The organism is Streptomyces sp. V3I7 (genome assembly GCF_030817495.1).
GTDB lineage: Bacteria > Actinomycetota > Actinomycetes > Streptomycetales > Streptomycetaceae > Streptomyces.
This window is the reverse complement of sequence record NZ_JAUSZK010000002.1, coordinates 42571-63517: the sequence shown is the minus strand read 5'-3', so window position 1 is coordinate 63517 and position 20947 is coordinate 42571. Positions and strand designations below refer to the sequence as shown.

Annotated in this window: 28 protein-coding genes and 1 pseudogene; 26 read left to right on the top strand and 3 right to left on the bottom strand. The window is 71.4% G+C overall.

The genetic code is table 11. The features are described from left to right. The first annotated feature begins 901 nt into the window (after positions 1-901). The 21 genes from QFZ74_RS30350 to QFZ74_RS30250 all read left to right on the top strand — a co-directional run bounded on the left by QFZ74_RS30350 (position 902) and on the right by QFZ74_RS30250 (position 15951). Entirely contained in the window at positions 902-1273 is a 372-nt protein-coding gene (locus QFZ74_RS30350) for a hypothetical protein (protein ID WP_307624402.1), read from the top strand. Between the two features lie 78 nt (positions 1274-1351). Beyond that, a complete protein-coding gene (locus tag QFZ74_RS30345; RefSeq protein ID WP_307624401.1) occupies positions 1352-1900 on the top strand; it encodes a hypothetical protein in 549 nt (182 codons plus the stop codon). Positions 1901-2016: 116 nt separating this feature from the next. Next, the gene (locus QFZ74_RS30340) at positions 2017-3195 is read left to right on the top strand and encodes a DUF932 domain-containing protein (protein ID WP_307624400.1); all 1179 of its coding nucleotides are present in this window, start codon (positions 2017-2019) and stop codon (positions 3193-3195) included. A gap of 293 nt (positions 3196-3488) precedes the next feature. Next, positions 3489-3974 (top strand): hypothetical protein, encoded by a 486-nt coding sequence (locus QFZ74_RS30335; RefSeq protein WP_307624399.1) that lies wholly within the window; start codon positions 3489-3491, stop codon positions 3972-3974. Then, the gene (locus QFZ74_RS30330; RefSeq protein WP_307624398.1) at positions 3967-4173 is read left to right on the top strand and encodes a hypothetical protein; all 207 of its coding nucleotides are present in this window, start codon (positions 3967-3969) and stop codon (positions 4171-4173) included. The genes QFZ74_RS30335 and QFZ74_RS30330 overlap by 8 nt, the downstream gene beginning before the upstream one ends. Before the next feature lie 438 nt (positions 4174-4611). After that, entirely contained in the window at positions 4612-5424 is an 813-nt protein-coding gene (locus QFZ74_RS30325) for a hypothetical protein (protein WP_307624397.1), read from the top strand. Further along, a complete protein-coding gene (locus QFZ74_RS30320; protein WP_307624396.1) occupies positions 5421-5594 on the top strand; it encodes a hypothetical protein in 174 nt (57 codons plus the stop codon). The genes QFZ74_RS30325 and QFZ74_RS30320 overlap by 4 nt, the downstream gene beginning before the upstream one ends. A gap of 51 nt (positions 5595-5645) precedes the next feature. Further along, positions 5646-6266, top strand: a complete 621-nt coding sequence (locus QFZ74_RS30315) for a hypothetical protein (RefSeq protein ID WP_307624395.1) — start codon at positions 5646-5648, stop codon at positions 6264-6266. A 147-nt stretch (positions 6267-6413) separates the two neighbouring features. After that, the gene (locus QFZ74_RS30310; protein WP_307624394.1) at positions 6414-6758 is read left to right on the top strand and encodes a hypothetical protein; all 345 of its coding nucleotides are present in this window, start codon (positions 6414-6416) and stop codon (positions 6756-6758) included. Between the two features lie 38 nt (positions 6759-6796). Beyond that, positions 6797-7153, top strand: a complete 357-nt coding sequence (locus QFZ74_RS30305; protein WP_307624393.1) for a hypothetical protein — start codon at positions 6797-6799, stop codon at positions 7151-7153. 116 nt (positions 7154-7269) lie between these two features. Beyond that, positions 7270-7959, top strand: a complete 690-nt coding sequence (locus QFZ74_RS30300) for a hypothetical protein (protein WP_307624392.1) — start codon at positions 7270-7272, stop codon at positions 7957-7959. 109 nt (positions 7960-8068) lie between these two features. Next, positions 8069-8458, top strand: coding sequence for a hypothetical protein (locus QFZ74_RS30295; protein WP_307624391.1), 390 nt, complete (start codon positions 8069-8071; stop codon positions 8456-8458). A gap of 161 nt (positions 8459-8619) precedes the next feature. Then, complete coding sequence (locus tag QFZ74_RS30290; RefSeq protein WP_307624390.1) at positions 8620-10131, top strand: ParB N-terminal domain-containing protein; 1512 nt, start codon at positions 8620-8622, stop codon at positions 10129-10131. A gap of 71 nt (positions 10132-10202) precedes the next feature. Then, positions 10203-10574, top strand: coding sequence for a hypothetical protein (locus QFZ74_RS30285; protein WP_307624389.1), 372 nt, complete (start codon positions 10203-10205; stop codon positions 10572-10574). A gap of 142 nt (positions 10575-10716) precedes the next feature. Next, entirely contained in the window at positions 10717-10968 is a 252-nt protein-coding gene (locus tag QFZ74_RS30280) for a hypothetical protein (RefSeq protein ID WP_307624388.1), read from the top strand. Positions 10969-11106: 138 nt separating this feature from the next. Continuing rightward, positions 11107-11538, top strand: coding sequence for a hypothetical protein (locus tag QFZ74_RS30275; protein ID WP_307624387.1), 432 nt, complete (start codon positions 11107-11109; stop codon positions 11536-11538). Between the two features lie 86 nt (positions 11539-11624). Continuing rightward, entirely contained in the window at positions 11625-12233 is a 609-nt protein-coding gene (locus QFZ74_RS30270; RefSeq protein WP_307624386.1) for a cell envelope biogenesis protein OmpA, read from the top strand. Positions 12234-12271: 38 nt separating this feature from the next. Next, positions 12272-13162 (top strand): hypothetical protein, encoded by an 891-nt coding sequence (locus tag QFZ74_RS30265; RefSeq protein ID WP_307624385.1) that lies wholly within the window; start codon positions 12272-12274, stop codon positions 13160-13162. Continuing rightward, positions 13119-13643, top strand: a complete 525-nt coding sequence (locus tag QFZ74_RS30260; RefSeq protein ID WP_307624384.1) for a single-stranded DNA-binding protein — start codon at positions 13119-13121, stop codon at positions 13641-13643. Before QFZ74_RS30265 ends, QFZ74_RS30260 begins: the two co-directional genes overlap by 44 nt. Positions 13644-13715: 72 nt before the next feature. Further along, the gene (locus tag QFZ74_RS30255; RefSeq protein ID WP_307624383.1) at positions 13716-14567 is read left to right on the top strand and encodes a DNA-processing protein DprA; all 852 of its coding nucleotides are present in this window, start codon (positions 13716-13718) and stop codon (positions 14565-14567) included. 163 nt (positions 14568-14730) lie between these two features. Further along, the gene (locus QFZ74_RS30250; protein WP_307624382.1) at positions 14731-15951 is read left to right on the top strand and encodes a hypothetical protein; all 1221 of its coding nucleotides are present in this window, start codon (positions 14731-14733) and stop codon (positions 15949-15951) included. 337 nt (positions 15952-16288) lie between these two features. Here the strand turns inward: QFZ74_RS30250 and QFZ74_RS30245 are convergent, their stop codons facing one another. Continuing rightward, on the bottom strand, positions 16289-16483 hold the full coding sequence (locus QFZ74_RS30245; RefSeq protein ID WP_307624381.1) for a hypothetical protein: 195 nt from the start codon (positions 16481-16483) through the stop codon (positions 16289-16291). A 163-nt stretch (positions 16484-16646) separates the two neighbouring features. Between QFZ74_RS30245 and QFZ74_RS30530 the strand changes: the two are divergent. Further along, a pseudogene (locus tag QFZ74_RS30530) lies at positions 16647-17030 on the top strand (DUF6248 family natural product biosynthesis protein); the annotation flags it as partial. Positions 17031-17290: 260 nt separating this feature from the next. Here the strand turns inward: QFZ74_RS30530 and QFZ74_RS30240 are convergent. Next, positions 17291-17413, bottom strand: coding sequence for a hypothetical protein (locus tag QFZ74_RS30240; protein WP_307624380.1), 123 nt, complete (start codon positions 17411-17413; stop codon positions 17291-17293). Between the two features lie 278 nt (positions 17414-17691). Between QFZ74_RS30240 and QFZ74_RS30235 the strand changes: the two genes are divergently transcribed. The 4 genes from QFZ74_RS30235 to QFZ74_RS30220 all read left to right on the top strand — a co-directional run bounded on the left by QFZ74_RS30235 (position 17692) and on the right by QFZ74_RS30220 (position 20247). Beyond that, positions 17692-18000, top strand: coding sequence for a hypothetical protein (locus tag QFZ74_RS30235; RefSeq protein WP_307624379.1), 309 nt, complete (start codon positions 17692-17694; stop codon positions 17998-18000). 61 nt (positions 18001-18061) lie between these two features. After that, on the top strand, positions 18062-19054 hold the full coding sequence (locus QFZ74_RS30230) for a phosphoadenosine phosphosulfate reductase (RefSeq protein ID WP_307624378.1): 993 nt from the start codon (positions 18062-18064) through the stop codon (positions 19052-19054). A gap of 40 nt (positions 19055-19094) precedes the next feature. After that, the gene (locus QFZ74_RS30225; RefSeq protein WP_307624377.1) at positions 19095-19439 is read left to right on the top strand and encodes a hypothetical protein; all 345 of its coding nucleotides are present in this window, start codon (positions 19095-19097) and stop codon (positions 19437-19439) included. A 118-nt stretch (positions 19440-19557) separates the two neighbouring features. Continuing rightward, positions 19558-20247, top strand: coding sequence for an AlpA family transcriptional regulator (locus QFZ74_RS30220; protein WP_307624376.1), 690 nt, complete (start codon positions 19558-19560; stop codon positions 20245-20247). Between the two features lie 277 nt (positions 20248-20524). Here QFZ74_RS30220 and QFZ74_RS30215 read toward each other — a convergent pair whose 3' ends face one another. Further along, positions 20525-20869: a hypothetical protein gene (locus QFZ74_RS30215; protein WP_307624375.1), complete on the bottom strand. Its 345-nt coding sequence runs from the start codon at positions 20867-20869 to the stop codon at positions 20525-20527. Positions 20870-20947: the final 78 nt, after the last annotated feature.

Below are 20947 nucleotides of genomic sequence, written 5' to 3'. Positions count from 1 at the left end.
GCTTCGCTCTGCCTCCGGCAGCCGAATACTCGCTTCGCTCGTTTCGCGCGTCCCCGCGCGAACAGCCCGCCTCCGGCGGGGAGTTGCGGAACCGGCCTCCGGCCGGATTCCGCAACGTGCGTGCCTCCGGCACGCTGAATACGGAATTGGCTGGTTTTGTTGTGGGGGTGGGGAGTTGGGGTTTTAGTTGAGGTTTCGTCATGAGGGTTGCCCTGGGCTGGTTTTCCGGGGAATCTCCGATTCCCTGAAAGGCGGGGGAACTTGACTTGTATTCCGTGGGAATAAGTAAACCACGGAATACCGGGAAAGGGACAGGGGCCCTCCGGGCCCCAACCCCCTGGACGGTTCGAGGGGGTTGGAAGGTGAGGGGTGGAGGAGGGAGACCAGGGACCGGGCCGGGGGGTGCGGCTGCCTCCGGCAGCAGCGGACGGACACGAGCACAGGAGCTGCCGGGTCGGGACGGCTGCCTCCGGCACCGCCCCGCTCCACCCTCCTCCACCACCCCTACAGGGCCGCACAGGCCCCCTACACCACCCCAGACAGCGTGACGGCCACGCCCGGCACGCAACACACCCACACCCAGCCACCAACCCCGAACGCCGCCACCCACCCGCACCCCGCCCCCACACTCACTCATCAACCAGCGCGGGAAAAGTGGCAGCAGAGGGGATGTCAGCAGTCCGACCAGGGTCGTAGGGGTGCCTGACCTCCTGTTACGTACAGGCCGGCCACAGCGGGGTGCAACATCCAGCGCAACACGCTGCGCAACATCTGGCGCAACATCTAGCGCAACACGCGGCGTGGCGGAGGTGGACGCCGTGATCATGAGGGACTAGTATTTGTGTTGTCGGGAAGGCGAACCCGACGAACAGAACCGCAAAGATCCAACGAAGGGGAAACCGTGGAACTCCTGATCTCTGACGGAATCGTCCGCCGGGTGCGTGGCGGTCAGAACGCCCCCATGACCGGCCTGGCTATTCAGGCCCGCACGATCGCCAACTTCCTGCCGCTGTGGTGTGAGCGTGCCGGGGCGAAGGTGGTGCACAACGCGGACAAGGACGTCACGGGAATTCGGTTCGACACCAAGGTTGGCCCGGTCGTTCTCGAAATGCCGATCGGTGACCGGCCGTACCGGCTCGTTCACGAGTTCATCGACCCGGACGAGAAGGGCCGCACTGAAGTCGAGATGCGGCGATTCCCGCAGATCTACAAGCCGCAGGGAATCGCGCACATTACGGCTGAATTCCTCTCGTCGCGCGGATTCCGAAGCTAATCCGCACCGAACAGGGGGCGCGCGCGACCGCGTCGCGCCCCCTCCCTTATCGAGATCACCGAGGAGTGAAGGGAAGCCATGGAACTCACGCGACTGCCGGAGCGGACCGAGCAGGACGGAGCAAAGATCACGACGGAGGAGCGGGAGCAGGCGTGGCACGCCCTGCGGGAGTTGCTGCGCCGCGTGCGGGAGGACTGGGAGATGGAGGCGGAACCGCTCCGGGTCCCGCTGGCGGGGCTGAACATGGCCCGTCCGTTCTTCGAGCTGGGGTGGGCAATGGGTGTGCGCACGGGGAGCACGCCTCCGGCCGTTGCTGATGTGCCGGTCGACCACAGGACGGTGAACCGGGCGTTCCGGCGCCTACACGACGGGGTGGCCGCTCTGAGGCGACGTCAGGAGGAGCCGGAACCGGTCATGTGGCAGCGGGTGCGGTACCACGGGAGCCTGACGAGCCGTCACGGCCGCTACTGGGTCCACGGGATCCGCGCTCACTCGGACGTGGTCGGAGGTCCGGCGGAAATCCGGTACGACCTGTGCGAGGTACGGGGTACGGACGTCGTGTCGAAGGTGTGGAACTGTCGGCGGGAGAGCTTGACCCCGCTGCCCGAGTACCGCACTCGGAGCTAAAAGCCCAGTTCAGGGAGGGGTTCACACATTCCTGACACGTACTAGTATTGAGTTTGTCGGGGGGCGGTTGGCCTCGCCCCCCGACCCGCAGAAACCAACACGAAGGGGAACACCGCATGACTCAGCAGTTCGCCGAGCGCGTCTCCGCCGTCGCTCCCACCGGCGCCCGTAACGCCGACCTGACCGACCTGGTCCGCATCCTGGAGGGACAGCAGCGCCGGAAGCTGGACGTCATCGCCCCCGCAGCCGCGCTGCGCTTCCGGGACGGAAACGTGCGCGTCGAGGGCATGGAGTCCCAGATCACCGAGGACGGCGTAACGAGGGTGGACGGCACCTACCGGCCCACCGCCGTAGCCGACGAGGGGATTGCCGACAAGCTGCGCATCCCGCTCGCCTACCTGCGACGCATGCGTGCCGATCACGTCGCGCTGCTGGACGAGAACGTCAACGCGTGGCTGCGCCAGGACCCGCAGCGCCGGTTCATGCTGCGCGCGTTCCGGGGCGAGAACGCCCCCGGGGAGGCGCCGGCCGAAGGCGTGGCGCGCGCCCTGCTGTCCGACAGCTACAAGCTGATCGACAACTTCGACATGTTGTTGGCCGCCCTGGACGGGGTCACCAAGTCGGGACACCCGACGAAGATCACCGGGTGTGACCTCACCGACCGGCGCATGTACGTCCGTGTCGAGTCCGAGGCCGTCGCGGTCCAGGCCCGTGAGCTGCTGCGCAGCTACCGCTCGCCGTTCGACGGCCGCAGCGGTGACGAACTCCCCGTCGTCTCCGCCGGTTTCGTCATCTCCAACAGCGAGGTCGGCGCCGGTGCCTACACCATCACCCCGCGCGTGGTGGTCCAGATCTGCCGCAACGGCCTGACCATGGGCAAGGACGTCATGCGGGCCGTGCACCTGGGGGGCAAGCAGAGCGAGGGCGTCATCTCGTGGTCCGGGCAGACCCAGCGCAAGACGCTGGAGCTGATCACGTCGAAGACCACGGACGCGGTGCGCACCTTCCTGTCCCGTGACTACGTGCAGGCCAAGGTGACCGAGATGGAGGCCGCCGCCGGTAAGACGCTGGCCGAGCCGACCAAGACCATCGAGCACGTCACCAAGACGCTCAGCATCGGCGCCGAGGCCAAGGACATGATCCTGGCCCACTTCATCCGGGGTGGTCAGACCACGGCCGGAGGCGTGATGCAGGCGATCACGTCCGTGGCGCAGGTCCTGCCCGACGCCGACCAGGCCGCAGCCCTCGAAGCGCTCGCGCTCCCCGCCCTGACGGCCGCCGCCTCGCACGGCTGATCCCAGACCCCCGCGCGGGCCGGGCACCCCCCACCCGGCCCGCACAGGCCCACCCCGCCCAAGCGCGCAGCGCTCCCGCCGCCGAGGGTGCGCGCAGCGCCCCGCCCCGCCGCTGCCCGCGCGCAGCACGGCGCACGTACCGGCCCCGGAGCGCAGCGCAGGGGGCCCCAACCCCGGGGCGAGCGCAGCGCGCCCGCCCCCTCGCCCCGGGCGCAGCCCGGGGCACCCCGCTCCGCGGGGACCAGAGCCACGCCCCACCGCCCCACCGCCCCACCGCCAGGGAGTGCCGCACCATGCCACGCCCCCACCCGCTCCACCCCAGTAACGACGCGTTCGCGGCCGCCATGCGCCGCGCCTTGACCGCCCTGGACAGCGTGCTCCAGGTCCTCGGCGACGGCGCGCACACGCTCAGCCTCATGGCCGTACGTACGGACGGCAGCGTGCTGCACGGTCAAGCCGACCTCTCCGTCGGCAGCACCCCGCCGTGCCTGGCCGTACTAGACCCGCGCGAGTTCGCCGGCCTGCGCGCCGTGCTGCTCACTGCCCTGGACGGCACGGACGTCCGGCACGCCGTGCTCATCGCCACCACGGCTGGCGAGCCGCGCCCCCGCGCGTGCGGATGGACCGTGCGCGCCCGCTGGCTTCACCCCATCGAACCGCTCTCGCTCCAGGACGGCATCACCGAGTGCCCCGACCCCACCGCCCTACGGCACGAGACGTACGCCGCGCCCACCCTGCCCAGGCCCCACGAGTCCGAAGAGGAGAACCCCCTTGCCTAGCACTCCCGCCGCGTCGGACGGCTACTGCACCAACCGCGCTCCGGTTCCCGGCAGTGTCCGCACCGTCAACGCCTACGCGGCAGGGCCGAAGTTCATGCGCCTGCACGGCCGGAGCCTCGCCCAGTGCACGTGCGGCCGCAAGCATCTGCACCTGACCGGACGGGGCACGCTCCCCCGTCACAAGCCGCCGCAGGCGTAAGGCACCCGCACACCACACCCCCCTACGCGTCGCCCCGCCCTGCGCCCCCTTCGTCGGGGCGGGGCGACGGCCCACCGCACGCCCGGAGAGAGCCCCATGGCCACGCGCTACCCGTCACCCTGCTGCCCGCCCCCACCGACCCGGAGAGCGCCTGGCAGGCCGAACGCGTCACGGAGACCGAGTTCCACCACCCGGACGAGAGGTGGCCGTCGGCCACCACCGAATTCGCCATCGACGCAGCCGACGCCGACGAAGCCGAGCTGCGCCTCTTGACCTGGATCCACCACAGCTACGAAGACGACCTGAGCCGTGCCACGGCCACCGCCGTGGCCGAGGACAGGCCCGGCCGATGGCGCGTCAGCCTCCGTATCGAGGGCGAATTCTGACCCCGGCACGCCCGCGCACCGCCCCCGAGGTCACCCCCGAGGAGTTCCCGCCATGAGCAGTCCGACGCTGACCATCTCCACGCCGTCCGGCACCGTCCGGGCCACCGCCGGCGAGCGCCAGGGCGACGCCGTCGTGTTCGAGCTGAGCGGCGCGATGCGTGGCCCCGTCCACGTCACCGGCACTCACCACCCCCATCAGTGGGACCAGTTCACGGCCGTGCGCGCCTGTCTCGGGCCCATCGACGCCGTCCAGGACTGCGCGCCCGACGATGCCCTGCCCCGCTTCCGCAACAGCCGGAGCGGCTACCGGGGCAGCGTCACTCTCTACCAGGACAACGTCGAGGGGCCGCAGGAAATGACGAGCCCCCTGCAATCGGCCGCCGGGTACCCACCGGCCCCCAGGTCCGCCGCGACGCTCACCGCCGCACTGCGCGCCTGCGCCGAAGCCGTGACGCTGCGCGCCGACCTGGCCGCGATCCTGGACGCCTCCCGGGCCCGCGAAACTCCGGGCCTGCTGCGGTTCTTCGACGAGTCGGCCAGCCGTGACGAGGCCGAGGCCGCCCGCTACGAGGCCGAGGCGCAGGCCGCCCAGCGCGCACGGCGCGCGGCCGTGGCCGCCTGGTGGACAGTTGCAGGGTGGGCCGTACGCAGCCCGCACCCGGTGCTGCTGCTGTTGCTTGCCGACGTACCCGAGTCACTGGCTCACCGGGTCGCAATGGCGCAGTGGTGGGGGCCGTACTGCCTCGACCAGGCCGAGCGTGAACGGGAGCGCGTCCGCAGGACCCGGGCCGAAGCCGCCTCGCTCCGTGCGCAGCGACGAGGACGCCCGCAGCCTTCCGCCGGCGTCCGGGGGGCCGTCGCGTGACCGGCCGCCCCTGGCGCCCGGAGGACTTCGATGACTGGTGCGAGACGTGCCGTGCCGCACCGGGGGAACTGTGCCGCCCCTGGTGCGACACCGGATACACCGCCGAGGACGCGCGGAAGGGCGCCGAGCGCGAGCGCCGCCCGGAGAAGGAAGCACAAGCAGAACTGTGAGCGCCAGGGGCCGTCTGGCCACCGGGCGAACGCAACGACAGGAGGACCGTGATGACGCCGGAACAGCGGGTGGAAGATTCCGCCCCGGATCAGTTCGCTACCTTCGCCGAGGACGTGGCGCGTGAGTTGGGCACGCATTGCCGGACGGCGCCCATGGACGGGTACGGCCGCCGTCCCGCCCGCCTGATCATCGACAGTGACGGCCGTGCGTTGCGGGTGTTCGCCGACAGGCGGAAGCCCGGTCGGCTGGAGATCTGCGCGGCGTTGCCGGACGACGCCGACGTGCGTACGCCGTCAATCGGGGTGTCGGCGATCAGTGCCCGGCATGTGGCCCGGGAGATCGTCAGGCGGCTGTACCCGCTGCACGCCCAGGCCGTGGAGCTCGCTGCCCACATCGCCGCGACCCGGCAGGAGGAGGCGCGCCGGAGGGGTGCCGTCGCGGAGGCGGTCGGGGTCAGGGTCGCGCTCCCGGGGACTGAGGTGCTGGCGGAGACGGCGGGGCGCACCGTGCTCGTCTGGAGCGCCCTCAGCGTCGAGGGCGGTACGGCTCCGCCGTGTGAGGTGCGTGTGAACATCGGGCGGTCCGGAGAACGGGTGGAGGCCGAGATCTGCGGCAGCCCCGGCCCCATTGCCGCCATGCTGGGCAGGTTGGTCGAGGCCTGCTCAGGCTAGAAGCCGCAGGTCGGGGGGTGGGTTCCCCTCACCAAGGAACGTACTAGTATTGATGTTGTGAGGCGGTCGCCGCCCCATCGCCGGACCGCCGGGGCTTCAGTGTCCGAGGCGCCTGTCCCTCCCGCCCTTCGAATCCCAGGAGTTGCCGTGCTCGACAAGCTGCGCCGCGCCCTGCGGCCCTCCCGCATCCGCATCCCCGCCCGCCGGTTCGCCGCAGGCGTCGCGACCCTGTCGCCGACGGCGAGCGAGATGTTCTGCAGCGAGGCGACCGCCGAGGAGGCCACCGCCTACAACCGCGGCCGGGTGGCCACCGCGACCGCCCTCACCCTGTACCGCAGCGGCTACGCGCTGCCGATGCGGGACGAGGACCTGGACGACGCGGTCCATGCCCTGGACTTCCCGTACTCGGCACCGAGCCCGGAGACCCGGGCCGCCGTCCGGGCCGCGCTCGCCGTCCTGGAGGCCGACGTCACCGTCACCGTCACCCCCTGACCACCCGGCCACGCTCAGCTCCCGAAGGAGACGCCCTGATGGCCCGCTGGCTGATGACCCTGGGCACCCGCCCCCGGCCTGACACTCCCTCGTACGCCGAGTGCCCGGGACCGGACACCGCTCGCGCGGTCGCGCTCGCCGACGACTTCGCCCAGCTCTTCCCCATCCTGCTGGAGTGGCGGGAGACCTTCGGCGACAGCTTGACCGGTTGGGCGGCGCAGGTCGAGGCCGACGACATCGAGCACCTTCCGGCGGACATCGTCCGCAACTGGGGACCCGACCAGGTCCGGCTGGACACGATGCCGGGCGGCTACGTGAAGGTGTCCGACCGCCGCGACACCCAGGCATCCCTCACCGCCGCCCCCGCTCGCACCAGGCAGCTCACCCGCCCATGACCCCTGGCACGGCGCGGCGGCCTCCCCGCCGCGCCGACCTTGCCGTCCTGCCCGCGCCGGCCGACCGGCGCCGGGCGCGCTCTGCCACCCCATCCCAAGCCCTGTGGAGTTCCGTCATGCCCCGACGACGTCCCCAGCAGCAGCCGCCCGTCCGGTACGCCGCCACCGAGCACAACGGCGCGCACCAGGTGGTGGACCAGCTCCACGGGTACGCGCTCACCCGCCACGAGACCGGTGCGGAGGCGGAGTCCGCCGCACGCCAAATGGCCAGCGATCCTGGCGCTGCCGTCGCCGCCGTCCAGGCGCTCGACGCCGCCCAGACCGGCCCGGCGGCCGACGAGCGCCGGATGCTGCGCCGGTACGGATACGCCTGGAGCCTGCGCCAGGACGAAATGCTGTCTTTGCTGCCGGAGTTCAGCTTCCACCGTCTGGAATCCCTGATCGCGGACGGCCATCTGGCCATGGTGTGGAGCCCGGCCGGGATGCCGTTCTACTGCACCCCGGAGCGTTTCGAACAGCTGCCGCTCCGCGTGATTCGGGACGACAGCGGGGAGTTTGCGGCAGCCGACCTCCGGCTGCTGGAACGGCACCGGCCCGCCCTGGAGTTGGTGCCCCACCGGCAGCGATACCGGCCCTGCGAGTTCCATGGGGTCGCGTTCGTCCGGTGCATGCTCTGCGGCCCGCGTGAGCGCTTCGAGTGCCAGTGGGGCGGGTGCACCGCGAACGCCGTGACGGCCTACTGCGAGCGGTGCGTCCGCATGGACCCCCGACGCACCTTCCTGCTGCCGCCACCCCTCCGCAACTGACCGCGACAACTCGTCCAGAAGCCCGCTTTCCCACGCGGGGGCCCGCGCCCTCTCGCTCCAGCCCGCCGAAGGATGACCGGTGTTCAGATACAGCCCGACCCTCCTGCTCATGTCCTACGCCCGACAGCCCCTGGCCTGCCCGATCTGCGAGGCAGACCGCCTGACATCCATGGCAGACGCCCGTACGGCCGTAGCCCTCGCTGCCGGTGTGGCGGTCGAGGACATCGACCGCGCCAGCGGATACGACCACTCCCGTGCCGCCTACGACGGGGTCCGGTCCTCTTGGATCGACTTGATCCGCCAGCACGGCGCCAGCGAGTTCCACGACGTCCGGGACATCGAACGGGCCCGAGCCCTCTGGCTGCAGAAGCGTCCGCAGTTCGTGGAGGACGACTGGCTCACCGAGGCGCTCGCTGCGCACGAGGAGCACGTCTCCTCACCGGGCCGGCCCTGCCGCCGCTCGTCGTGCATCGTCCACTCCCCCGCGCCGACTCCGTGATCTGCTGACCCCACCCCAGAACCCTCCGTTTCTGCGCCCATTTCCGCAGCTCAGAGGGTATCTAGCCACCACGCAGGAACGTACTAGTATTTGTTGTGCGGCGAGGGGATGCAACCCCCCTCGCCGCCTCAGTCCGCCGATCCGGCACAAGGAGAGCCCTCATGGCCACTGCCGTCTCGACCCCGCCCGCCACGACGACCGACCGGCGCGCGGCGACCGCCCCGCAGCTCGTCCAGCTCGACCCCACGCTGCTGGTCCGCGACGAGTGCAACGCCCGCGAGCACGACACCGAGCCGGACGCCAAGCTCATCACCTCCGTGAAGGAACTCGGCGTCGAGGAGCCCATCAGCGTCCGCCCCCTGCCGGACGGCACCTACGGCGTGTTCAAGGGCTGGCGGCGCGCACAGGCCGCGCAGGCCGCCAACGCCAGCGCCGAACAGGACGGCCGCCCCGTGCGCACGGTGAACGCGTACGTGCGGGAGGACCTGGTCGGCAACGACGCCTGGACCCGGTTCCTGTCCCTGGTCGAGAACGACCACCGCGAGAACATGAGCGAGCGGGACACGCTGAAGGCCCAGGAACTGTCCCTGATCGGCATGGACGACCTCCAGCGGCGCACGGCCGCCAAGGCCCTCGGGGTCGGCCGCAACGCCGCACGGCACGCCAAGGCGGCGCAGAAGCTCAACGACGCCTCCCTGCGCCGCTCGGCCGCCGCTGGCATGGACCTGGAGCAGACCGCCCAGCTCGCCGAGGTCGCGGACGCGCCCAGGGCCGAAGCCCGGCTCATGGGCGCGCTCCAGCGGGACCAGGAGGAGGGCAAGGGCGGGCGCGGCCACTGGGACCAGGAACTGGCCCTGCTGCGCGCCGACCTGGCCGACGCCGAGGCCCGCGCGAAGGCCGTGGCCGATCTCAAGGAAGCGGGCGCCACGCTGCTGGGGCGGGTGTCCTCCTACGCCAAGGACCCCTCCAAGCCGCTGACGCAGCTCACCACCGCGCTGGGCAACCCGCTCACCGAGGACAACCACAAGAACTGCCCCGGACACAGCGCCCGGCTGGACGAGGAGCACCGGCCCGTCTGGCACTGCGCCGACCCGGCCGAGTACGGGCACAAAGTCCGGCCGCAGCCGAAGAAGCCGAAGACCGAGCAGGACGAGCGGAAGGTCGAGGAGCGCCGCCGGACCGTGGCGTGCAACCGAGCGTGGAAGGCAGCCGCCGGGCCGAGGCAGGAGTTCATCAAGCGGCTCGTGCGCGGAAAGACGCTGCCCGACGAGGCCCGCGTGTTCGCGCAGGAGATCCTGCTGGACCTGCCCGGCTTCTACAGCTCCTGGGTCAGCAAGGGGCGTACGGAGACGCTGGCGCTGCTGCTCGGTGCGAAGGAGCCCGAGAAGGACTCCCCGTCCCAGACCGCCGCCCACTTCCCCAAGGCCCGTCTGGCGAACCTGGTGTTCGCCCAGGTCGCCGCCGCGTTCGAGGACACCATGCGCGAGCCCAAGCAGTGGGACTCGGCGCGGATGAGGACGGTCTGCGTGTGGGAGGCCCCCGACCGGCGGCAGACCGCCTACCTGCTGCTCCTGGAAGCCCTGGGCAAGGCCGCCGACGGCAGCTACCAGCTGTCGGAAGTCGAGCAGCAGGCCGTGAGCGGCCGCCGCACCGGCACCGCCGCCGAGGCCTGAGCCTCCCCCAAGCCCCGGCCGGGCGCACCCGCGCCCGGCCGGTCCCTCACCGCCACGGAAGGGCACTGCACATGAGCACCACGATCGAGGACGTCCGCGCCTTCATCAGCCAGCTCCCCACCCCGGCGGACCTCGCGCAGGTCCAGGAGGCCGCCGCCCGGCGGCTCGGCGAGCTCGACAAGGCCGCCTACAACGACGTCGTCCCCGGCCGCCGCGCCCGGATCAACGACCGGCTGAACCCGGCCGTCCTGCGCCGCCTCACCGGCACCGTTCAGGAGCGCAACCGCACCGGCAGCCGCGCGGGCTTCGTCCTGGACGAGGACTCCACACGCCTGCTGCGCACCGACCCGCGCAACCGCTACCGCATCCCCGAGGACACCCGCCGCTTCCGCATCCCGGGCAACGGCATCCCGGTCGCCTGCCTGGACCTGATCGAGGACTGACCGCCCTTCACCACCGCATCGGCCGGGCGGCCCTCACCGCCCGGCCGACGCGTGAAAGGACCGTCATGGCCGACGCCCCGCAGACGACACCCGCCCACGACAGGACCGACGCCCCCTGACCCTCGCCGAGCTGCGCCACCTGGTGCGCCGTGACTGGGCAGGCCTCCCCGGCACCACGCTGGTCGTGCTGTCCAGCGACGTCGAGGGCAACTCCTTCTCCCCCTTCTCCACCTACAGCCGCTCCCAGTACGCGCCGCTCGGCGCCAACGACCTGGTGGGCGAGGCCTACCCGCTGCCCGAGGAACTGGAGCAGGACGCGGAGTTGCGCGAGCTGTACCCGGGCGGGGTCCCCGACACCGCCGTCCCGGCCCTGGTCCTCTACCCGCTCGGGTAGCCCGGCCGCGCGAAGCGGCCGGCCGGACCATCCCGACGGCCCGCGGCCCCACCGGCGCGGCGAGGCCCCCCTGGTGTCCTCGCCGCGCCCTCCCCTTCCCGGCTCAGCCGGCCTGCCGCACGAAAGGTGCCCCCTCCCATGTCCGACTCCGCGTCAGCCGCTGCCCGCGGCGAACCGAGACCCGTGCTCGCGATCAGCGACAGCCCTGACGACGACCCGCTCGGTCTGCTGCCCTGCCCAGTACCCGTGCTCTACCTGCCGTCCGCGCTGTTCAGCACCGCCGAATACCAGGGGGCCCCGCTGGTGCTCCTGGACGACCGCAGCTCCGCGAACTTCGCGCTGCGCCACATGCCCCACCGGCCCGGCCTGATCGTGATCACCGTCGACGCCGACGACCACACCGTCTACCAGCGGTCCGTCGCCCACGGCACCGAAGCGGTCCTCCTGGCCGGAGACGACCCGAGCTGGCTGCACATGCGCATGCACGAGGCGACCGGATGCCAGTACGCCCGCTGGGAGGACCTCCTGAGCGGCGGCCCGGCCGACCCGCCTCCGCCGACCGCCCGATGAACAGCGGCTCTCCAGCGCACACCGCCCCGATCCGAGCGCCGCATGACGGCGCCGCAGCCCCACCCCGTGAACCGGAGGGGACCCCCATGGCCCCGATCCCTCAGCGCTGCGCCGACCGGCCCCAGTCAGGCGGCCTGGTCGTGCCGTATGTGTCCGTGGTCCACAACGGCCACGCGGCCTTCGGCAGCCTTGATGCCGAACGCACGCTCGCCGCCCTGCTCCGCAGGCTGTGCCAGATCTGCGGCCAGTCCCTGAACGAGCGATGCTTCCTGATCGCCCGCCCGGCCGACGTCGCGCAGGGCTACACCGCCGAACCAGCGCTGCACCCGGAGTGCCTGCCCTACACCGCGATCCACTGCCCCATGCTCAACGGCACGGCCACGCACTACCGCCGGGCCCCCGTTCTGGACCGCCACCCCGCCGGACGGCCCTGCACCGACCCGTCCTGCCGCTGCCCCTCGCGCGCCCCCGACCAGGGATACACGGCACGTTCCGGCAGCCCGGCCGAACGGTACGAGGCATGGATGATCCGCGCACAGGACTACCGGCTCATCGCCCCGGCCGGCCGACCCGAGGCCGTTGCCGGTCTCAGCGTCGACGTGCCCGTCCTGCACCGCCGCGTCCTGCGCGCGGCCGTTCTCACCCCGGCCCAGCAGCGCCTGATGGACCTGTGGCGCGCCCTGGAGGAAGCGTGAACCGCCCTGTCCCACAGCTCGAACAGAAGGAGGACTCCGTGCTCGTCGCACCCGATCGCGCCACGGCCGAGGGCGAAGCAATCCGCCTGGCCCGGCAACTGGACGCTCTCCAGGAGGACACCGGCGAGTGGCCGGGGGCCAACACCGTCGACATCCTCGCCACCTGGCTGGGCCGCTTCTCCTTCGCCGACGCCCGCCCGCTCCCCACGCAAGCAGTCGGACGCACCTGGGTCCTTCGCCGGTGGGACCGACACACCGAGGAGGTGACCCACTGGTCGGACCAGGCGTCGGCACTCGCCAGGCTGGCGCAGCACGCGCGCAGTTCCTGGGACAACCTGGCGGGCGACGATGATGTCCCGCTCGTTCCTCCCGGTAACGACCAGGCGGTCGCCGACGTCTACTTCGGGCACCGCGACGACGAGGGCTACTCGCTGTACGCCGCCGAGATCTCCCGGGTCGTGCGCGCACAGCCTGAGCTGGGCCGTTGGGACGCCGACGCCTGCGCGAAGGCCAACAGCGCGGCGGTCTTCCACCCTCAGGAGCGGCCCGACGACGAGGGTCTGCCCTGTATCGAGGTAGCCGGGGTGCTCGTGTTCGCCTACCTCGACGCTGACAGCCGGACACTGCGGGTGTCGGTTCATCTCGACAGTACGGACAAGGAGTTGCTCCGTCCCGACGGAAGCGTTCCGCTGCGGGTGGAGGTCGAGGACGACACGGTGTTCCCGCCACCCCAGGCGGGGCAAGGCGCACCCGCCCCGCGCACCAGAGGCAGGACGTTGCTCGGGTGGCTCGCCGGCCGCGCTGGCAGGCGGGGCGGCACGAGCCGTTCCAAGGGGGTTGACCCTCCCAATAACGTACTAGTATTTGCTTTCAGGAGGTGTTCGCATGGCCCCGTCCGTCACGCAAGTGTCCGGCACCGTCACCGGTGACGTGGAAGTCCGCTTCACCGAATCCGGCCTCACCGTCGCCCGGTTCCGCCTCACCGAGACCCCCACCCGGTGGGACGCCGCCACGCGGCAGTGGTGCGACGGGACCCCGATCCGCTACGTCTGCACCATCTGGCGCGACCTGGCCCGCACCGCCTCCGAGTCCCTCGCCGACGGCACCGCCGTGCTGGTGAAAGGCCGCATCACCGAAGTCAAGGACGGCTGCATCTACCTGAGCGTCGACGACATCGGCATCAGCCTGCGCCAGCGCATCGTCTACACCGAGGCCAGCCTGCCCAGCCCGATCGCCGCCGCGCCCGTCACACCGCCCCCGGCCCCACCGGCAACTGCACCCAGCGCGTCCCAGCCCCGGCGGCCGGGCAGCCCGCCCCGCTGGTGGGAACAGAGCCGGTCGGGCGGATGGAACCGCACCGACACACCGTCCACGGCAGACAACGGCGCTCCCCTTCGCGCCGTTCGCTGACCCCTCCCCCCGCTTTCCCTTCGCCCGCCCCTGGCGCGGCACCGGTTCGCCTGCCGGTGCCGCGCCCTGCCCTTGAAAGGTCGTCATGTTCGAGCGACCCCTGTCCGATCGCGACGCTCGCGCCGCGCTCGCCGCAAGCTTCACCCCCGAGCAGGTCGCCGCCGACCTCACCGACCACTCCCCGGCCGAGGTCTGGCAGCGCCGCGCTCGCGCCGACGCCAGCGGCCGCCTGACCCGGCAGTCCCCAAGGGACGAGCTCTTCCGAGCGCAGCTCACTGCCGGTTCGTCATCCCCTCCGCCCCGGAGTGGCCCACCGCCCTGTCCGACCTCGGCCCGTACTGCCCGCTCGGGCTGTGGGCTCGGGGAGCCGAACATCTGCCGCGGCTCACCGCCAGCGCCGTGGCCGTCACCGGTAGCCGGGCGGCGAGCCAACAGGCCGTCGCCCGGGCGCATGCCTTCGCCACCGCCATGGCCCGGGCCGGACACACCGTCACCGCACCCCTCGCCTACGGCGTCGACGCCGCCGCGCACCGGGCCGCCGCAGAATCCGGCCGAGCCACGCTGGCCGTCCTGCCGCGCGGCCTGGACCGCGCCCACCCGCGCCCCCACGCCCAGTTGCTCGCATCCATCCCGGCCAACGGGGGTGCCGTGGTCAGCCTGTACCGGCCCGGCACCGACGTCAGTGGCGCCACACTCAAGGCCAGTGCCCGCCTGGTGGCTGCGCTCGCCCGCGCGGTCATCCTCGTCGAGGCCCTCGACCACGCCGAGGCGACCCGCGTCGCCGAGGCCGCCCTCGACTTGGACCGGCCCGTCCTCGCCGCGCCCATCAGCGCCGGCGTCCGCTCCAGTGGCAGCGCGCGCCTGCTCGCCGCACGGCGCGCCGTTTTGTGCCCGACCCCCGCGCGAGCGCTGGACCTGCTCTGACAGCCCGAAGACCAAGCGGTGCCGAGGCCGTTCCCGCAAGGCCCCGGCACCGCCGTCCCGGCGGCTCCCGTCCGGAGCCGGCGCCCGCTCCGTCCGCATGTCCGGCTCAGCCCGCCGCCCTGCTCGCCGCAGGCCCGGGCACTCGATGACAAGGAACGACGCCATGACCACCACCTACGCGGCGCCACTGCCCGAACTAGCCGCCGATGACCGCTTGGACACCGTCATCAACTGGGGGCTCGGCGCCGACTCGACCGCCTACCTCGCCCGAATGCTCACCGCCCCCGCCGCGCACGGCATCGACCTGGACCGCACCGCCGTGCTCTACATGGCGACCGGCAGCGAGTGGCCCGAAACCCGGCTCCTGGTCGAGGAGTTCATGCTCCCGCTGCTGCGCGAGCACGGTGTGCGCTTCGTCCAGATCGCGCGCAACGGCCACTTGAAGGCCGAGGGCATCACCGTCCTGGACGACTCCCGCCGCCCCGAGCGGCTCTTCGCCCGGGGACCGTGGACGCTGTGGGACGAGCTGGAGTCCGTCGGCGCCGTTCCCCAGCAGGCCGGAACCCGCAAGTGCAGCCTGCGCGCGAAGGGCGAGGTCGGTGACCGCTGGATCCCCTCCGTCATCGACGGACGGCCGTTCCGGCAGGTCATGGGCTTCAACGCCGACGAACCCGGACGCTGCTTCGGCGACACGACCGCGTCGAAGATCCCCGGAAGGACCGGGATGTACCCGCTCATGGACTGGGGCTGGGGCAGGCAGCGGTGCGAGGACTACCTGCGGTCCCGGTTCGGCGTGCACTGGCCCAGGTCCTACTGCACGTTCTGCTGCTTCCCCGCGTCCATGGGGGCGCTGCCCGCCCACCTGGAGCGGATGCGGAGCCACCCGGACATCGCCGGTGAAGTGCTGCGCCTGGAGTACACGGCGATGAGCCTCAACCCCAACGCGAAGCTGTACGGCAAGCGCAGTCTGCTGGAGCTGTTCGACCCCGCGCGGCCGCGAGACCGGGCGTGCCTGGACGCCTTCCAGCGCGAGCTCGACATGCCGTGGGCGCTGTACCGCGTCCGTCGTCTGTTCCTGCTGTCCGACGACGGGCGGCGGCGGCCGGTCATGCGCTCCACCGAACGCGTCGACCTCGGCCGGCCGCAGCAACTGGCGCGACGGCTCATCTCCGTGTCCGAACGCCGCGGCGTCGACGTCGAACACGACCCCGTGTACGGGCGCGCCCGGGCCTGGGTCCGCCCCCGCGGCACTGACCTGCCCATGGCGGAGGAGCTGTTCGCCACCGCCCCGGCCCGAGTGATCGACAAGGCGGACCGGAACTTCGAAGGCCAGTGGCGCGCCCTGCTCCGCGGGCGCCGCGCGGACCAACTCGCGCTCGGCTGAGCTGCCCGCTCGCCCCGGCTCCCTGGAGGACCTGACATGCCCGCTCCCTCACCTCCCGCCCCACGTCGTGCTGTACCTCGCGACGCCGTCGGGCGCTGACGTACGGGTCGTCATGCAGGCCGGTCTGCTGGCCTGCATGACGACCCCGGCCCAGGGCAACGTCATCCCGGCCGGCGCCCTCTACGCCTGCGACAACGGCAAGTTCGGCAAGGGCTGGCCCGGGGCCGAGGCCTGGATGACGTGGCTGAACGACACGGTCAACCGCTACGGGCCGAGCCGGTGCCTGTGGGCCCTCGCCCCCGACGTCCCGCTGGACGCCGAGGCCACCCTCCGCGAGTCACTGCCGTGGCTGGAGCGGATCCGTGCCCGGGGCGTCCCGGCCGCGTACGCCGCGCAGGACGGCAGCGAACACGGACTGATCCCGTGGGGCGACTTCGACGTGCTGTTCCTCGCCGGATCCACCGAATGGAAGACCGGCCCGGCCGCCCACCGCCTCGCCGCCCAGGCCCGCGAGCGCGGGCTGTCCGTCCACATGGGACGCGTCAACTCGCGCCGCCGCCTGCACCTCGCGCAGGCCATGGGCTGCGCCAGCTGCGACGGCACCTACCTCGCCTACGGGCCCCACACCAACCTCCCGCGCCTCCTGGCGTGCTCGACGAACTCCCCACCGCCCCCACCTCGATCGGAGATGAAAGATGACGACCTGGCTGCGCTACATCGGCGCCTCGATCATGGGAATCCTCGACCCCGTCCCCTCCGCCGTGCCGTCCCCGATGCCCGAGGAAGAGGGAGCCTGGGTCCGCGCCCATGCCTGGACCAAGGGCCTGCAGCGCATCGAGAACGCCTACCCGCACGGCTTCCACCGCCTGTGTTTCTGCGAGCACGGCACCTGCCATCCCTGCGCCACCGGGCATCACGACAGGTGCATCAGCCGCGACGGAGCTCGCGTCGACACTCACGTCGGAACGGTCACCGACCGCGGCGGCTTCGTGGTCGCTGTGATCCACTACGCCGACAGGCAGCGGCCCTGCCGATGGGTCTGCCCCTGCACCCACCCAGCTGCCCCTGCCGGAGCCCTCGCCCGGGGACCAGCTCAGCCTGTTCGGCGCCGCGGGCCGGATGCGAGCCGACGGGAACCCGGCATGAAGGCCGCCGGTCAGGACGTCCTGCCGTTCGGCGAGCTGCTTCCCGAGATGCCGGTCACGTCGCCCTGGTGCCAGCGTTGGCGCGGCCGCCGGCACTCCTGGCGTCATGTTCGGGACGGCGGGTTCGACGCGCGCCGGTACACCGTGGAACCGCTCGGTGAGGAGACGGCCAAGGCGTTCGTGATCAGGCATCACTACTCCGGGTCGTATCCCTCCGCCACGATGCGGTTCGGGTTGTACGAGAAGGCCGCCCACGGCAGGCCGCGGCTGTGCGGTGCCGCCGTGTTCGGGGTGCCGGTCAACGTCGCGGTGCTCACGAAACCCCTGCCGGACCTTCGCCCCTACACCGAGTCGTTGGAGTGCTCTCGGTTCGTCCTTCTGGACGATCTGCCCGGAAATTCCGAGAGTTGGTGCCTCGCACGCTGCTTCGATCTCCTGCTCTCCGCAGGGGTGCGGGGCCTTGTCTCCTTCGCCGACGGTGTCCCGCGCCGGAATGCCGCCGGTGCTCTGGTCATGCCCGGTCACGTCGGGACGATCTACGCGGCCAGCAACGCGGTGTACGCCGGCCGGGCAACGGCCCCGGACGGTGAAGGTCTTGCCGGACGGCTCCGTTTTCCACGACCGCACGGCCCAGAAGATCCGGCGCCAGGAGCAGGGCAACGAGTACGCCACGGCTCAGCTTGTCGCGCTCGGAGCGCCACGGCCGCGGCCGGGTGACGACCCGGCCAGCTGGCTGCGCGACGCCCTGGGCGTGGTCGGCGTCCGCAGGCTCCGGCATCCCGGAGTGCACCGGTTCGTCTTCCGGCTCGGCCGGTCCCGCCGCGAGCGCGAGGAGATCAGGCTCGGCCTGCCCGAGCTCCGGCCCTACCCCAAGCACCCCGACCCCGACCCGGTTCCCGTCTGAGGCTGCCGGCCATCGAACGCCGCGCCCCCGTGGCCGGCCCGTCCCACCGATCGGAGAAGTGATGTCCGTCCGTCCCACCGTCTGTCCCTCCCCGGCTCCCGACCTGGCTGCCTACGACCTCCTCGCTCCGCAGCTGTCGGGCGGCAAGGACAGCAGCGTGATGCTGTGGTCCTTCATGCGGACCGCGTCCGCGGCCGGCGTCATGGACCGGGTGACGACCTACCACGCCTCGCTCGGCACTCTCGAGTGGCCTGCGGTCACGTGCGAAGGGACGACCTACCCGTCCGTGTCGCAGCTCGCTGCCGCCCAGAGCGCGGCGCAGGGCATTCCCGCTCACCGGCACGTCGAGGTCGCCCGGCCGTTCTCGCTGCTCGCCGAGATCGCCTCGTACGGCCGGTTCCCTCGTCTGGGCAGTCCGTACTGCCGCAAGTACGCCAAGGAGTCCATCATCTCCAGCGCGTGGACCCCGATGGTGAGGGAGCTACGCAGGCAGCTGGGGCGGCCCGTGCGCATCCTGAAGGTGATGGGCCTGCGCGCCGACGAAAGCAGGGATCGCGCCGACCGCCCCGCCTACCGGAACGTCCTCACCAACGGCGCCCGGATCGTCGACGAGTGGATGCCGGTGCAGGACTGGCCCACCGCCGCGGTGCTGGAGTGGCACCAGGACGCGCCGGTCCCCCACCACTGGACCTACGACTCCCACCCCGGGGCCGGCGATTGGAAGGGCACCAGCCGGTGCTCGTGCTCGCTGTGCGTCTTCGCCTCCAAAAGGGACCTGGTGCTCGCCGTCGCGCGCCGGCCGCGGCTGGCCGACCTCTACGCTGAGGTGGAGGCGGTGCGCGGCGACACGTTCCGGCCCGACTGGCGCATCGCCGAGCTGATCGAGGCCAGCCGGCGGCCCAGTGCCCCGGATCCTGGGATCATCTGTGCCGATGACGGAACCGATATGGACGTCCTGGAGCAGCAGGTCCGTCGCGCCCTGCAGCAGAGGCCCCGCAAGTCGGTGCACCTGGCGGCCGCGCAGCGGCGTTCTGCCTGCGACGGCTGCACCTGACCCACAACCTTTTCAGCACTTCCGGGGAGGGACACCGACCATGACGATGATGCCGACCGAGCGCATCCTCGACCTCGCCGCGGCCGCGGCGACCGCTTCCGATGAGGACTTGGTGCCGCTCCTGCGGGAGGCAAACGAGGTCTACCAGCAGGGCTTTGAGGAGATGCGTCCGGGTGTCGAGGCCCGCTTCGCCGCCTCCTCGGATGCGGAGCTCACGGCGGCGGCGCGCGCGGCCGGCGTGTTCTGCGACACCAATCTGGAGCGCGGCGAGCTGCTCCTGATGCTGGCGCTGTCCGAGTGGGAGATGACCCCGGCGGCCATCGCCTACGCGGAGATGGCCGGGGACGCCGCCCGCCGCGGAGTGTGTCTGCTCCCCCAGGAGTAGCCCGTCGGTCGGGACACCCTCCCGGCCGCTAGCTAGACCCCCTCACCAAACTCGTGCCATTATTTGGGTTGTGGGCCGGAGTGGCCGGCTCACAACCCGACGGACGGATACGTCTGCCATGACCTCGCACGGTGAGCCTCGCCTGGCCGACAGTGCCGAGATCGCGGCCGAGCAGGGGCTCACCCCCGCTCGTATCAACACGCTCTACAAGGAGCGCGCGGAGAACGGTTTCCCTGAAGCCGTCAGCCGCCGCGGTCGTGCCCGGCTCTGGGACCACGCCGAGGTCAGCAAGTGGTTCGCCGACCGCACATCCGCGATTCGGGAATACACACCGCCGACCCTCGATCCGGAAGAACTGCTGAACGCGGCGGAGGCCTCGAGGTTTCTGGGCTACAAGAATCCTGGCCAGGTCAAGAGCTACGTTCGCGACCACCCTGGCTACTTTCCAGAACCCGATGAGGTCGAAGAGCTGGGGACCCCCGAAAGCCCCTACCGTCGGCAGAAATGGCGCGTGCAGACCCTGCTGAACTGGCAGGCGAATCGTCCGGGCCCGGGCAGGCGCTCCGTCGAGCGGCCGACTCCTCCGCTCCCCGACGTCCCCGTCGACGGTGACCTCGACGAGCTCCTCGGCGCCACTCAGGCCGCGGCTCTGCTCGGGTTCAAGAGCGTCAACTCGTTCTCCAGCAGCTTGGGCCAGGGCAACCTTCCTCTGCTGAAGACCACGGACGGAGTGAACGAGCGCGGCCATCGGCGCTGGACGCGCCGCCGGGTACTCGAGCAGGCAGCAGCGCGTCGTTCCAGAACCTAATGGACCGGTGGCGAGCACTCATTGCTCGCCGCCCCTTGAACGCGGCGCCCCGGTTACGGGGTCGTTGGTCCCTTGCGGGCCGGAGCGCCGCACGATGGCCGGCATGGCGTGGCTCGCCACCACGCCCCGCAGCAGCACCACAGCTGCTGCGGACCGGCCATCGCCGGACACCTCACCAGGCAACCCTCCGCGCAGCACGGGAAGAACCCGTCTTTGAAACTCAAGTCAATGACAGCCGCTGTGAGCTGTCCCCCACCTGGGCCAATGTCCAATCTTGCTACGGCTGATCGACCGTTATGGGCAAGGTTGAAGGATCCAGATCCCGGCGCATACTGGCGCGCATGGCATCAAAGGCGTCGAACCACGGCCGACCATCACTCTGGAGCTCCGCCCAGGTGCCGAATCTCCGGCCAGCGATGAGTTGTCGAACGAGGTCGCGCATGCCCTTCATGGTCTGGTCGGAGAGAACAACGATCGCAGGTGGCGCCGTGATCGCCATCTGGTAGCGCAGCTCGTACACCCCACCGTTGCGGTAAGCGAGTTCCGCCTGACGTGCCCGTTCCGGCCAGGGCTCCGTGCTGTCGATAACGGCGGCGCGGATGTCGCTCCAGGTCTTGGCCACGGCTGCGAGGTAAGCGGCATACAGTTCGCGTTTGATCTCAGTACGACGCTCATTCTGCTCTCGACGCCACTTGGCTCG

Bases quoted from the DNA above. Each gene is read 5' to 3' on its own strand.
- QFZ74_RS30345 (WP_307624401.1), top strand. From the start codon at position 1,352: ATGGAACTCACGCGACTGCCGGAGCGGACCGAGCAGGACGGAGCAAAG.
- QFZ74_RS30340 (WP_307624400.1), top strand. From the start codon at position 2,017: ATGACTCAGCAGTTCGCCGAGCGCGTCTCCGCCGTCGCTCCCACCGGC.
- QFZ74_RS30335 (WP_307624399.1), top strand. From the start codon at position 3,489: ATGCCACGCCCCCACCCGCTCCACCCCAGTAACGACGCGTTCGCGGCC.
- QFZ74_RS30325 (WP_307624397.1), top strand. From the start codon at position 4,612: ATGAGCAGTCCGACGCTGACCATCTCCACGCCGTCCGGCACCGTCCGG.
- QFZ74_RS30315 (WP_307624395.1), top strand. From the start codon at position 5,646: ATGACGCCGGAACAGCGGGTGGAAGATTCCGCCCCGGATCAGTTCGCT.
- QFZ74_RS30305 (WP_307624393.1), top strand. From the start codon at position 6,797: ATGGCCCGCTGGCTGATGACCCTGGGCACCCGCCCCCGGCCTGACACT.
- QFZ74_RS30300 (WP_307624392.1), top strand. From the start codon at position 7,270: ATGCCCCGACGACGTCCCCAGCAGCAGCCGCCCGTCCGGTACGCCGCC.
- QFZ74_RS30295 (WP_307624391.1), top strand. From the start codon at position 8,069: ATGTCCTACGCCCGACAGCCCCTGGCCTGCCCGATCTGCGAGGCAGAC.
- QFZ74_RS30290 (WP_307624390.1), top strand. From the start codon at position 8,620: ATGGCCACTGCCGTCTCGACCCCGCCCGCCACGACGACCGACCGGCGC.
- QFZ74_RS30285 (WP_307624389.1), top strand. From the start codon at position 10,203: ATGAGCACCACGATCGAGGACGTCCGCGCCTTCATCAGCCAGCTCCCC.
- QFZ74_RS30275 (WP_307624387.1), top strand. From the start codon at position 11,107: ATGTCCGACTCCGCGTCAGCCGCTGCCCGCGGCGAACCGAGACCCGTG.
- QFZ74_RS30270 (WP_307624386.1), top strand. From the start codon at position 11,625: ATGGCCCCGATCCCTCAGCGCTGCGCCGACCGGCCCCAGTCAGGCGGC.
- QFZ74_RS30260 (WP_307624384.1), top strand. From the start codon at position 13,119: ATGGCCCCGTCCGTCACGCAAGTGTCCGGCACCGTCACCGGTGACGTG.
- QFZ74_RS30250 (WP_307624382.1), top strand. From the start codon at position 14,731: ATGACCACCACCTACGCGGCGCCACTGCCCGAACTAGCCGCCGATGAC.
- QFZ74_RS30230 (WP_307624378.1), top strand. From the start codon at position 18,062: ATGTCCGTCCGTCCCACCGTCTGTCCCTCCCCGGCTCCCGACCTGGCT.
- QFZ74_RS30225 (WP_307624377.1), top strand. From the start codon at position 19,095: ATGACGATGATGCCGACCGAGCGCATCCTCGACCTCGCCGCGGCCGCG.
- QFZ74_RS30220 (WP_307624376.1), top strand. From the start codon at position 19,558: ATGACCTCGCACGGTGAGCCTCGCCTGGCCGACAGTGCCGAGATCGCG.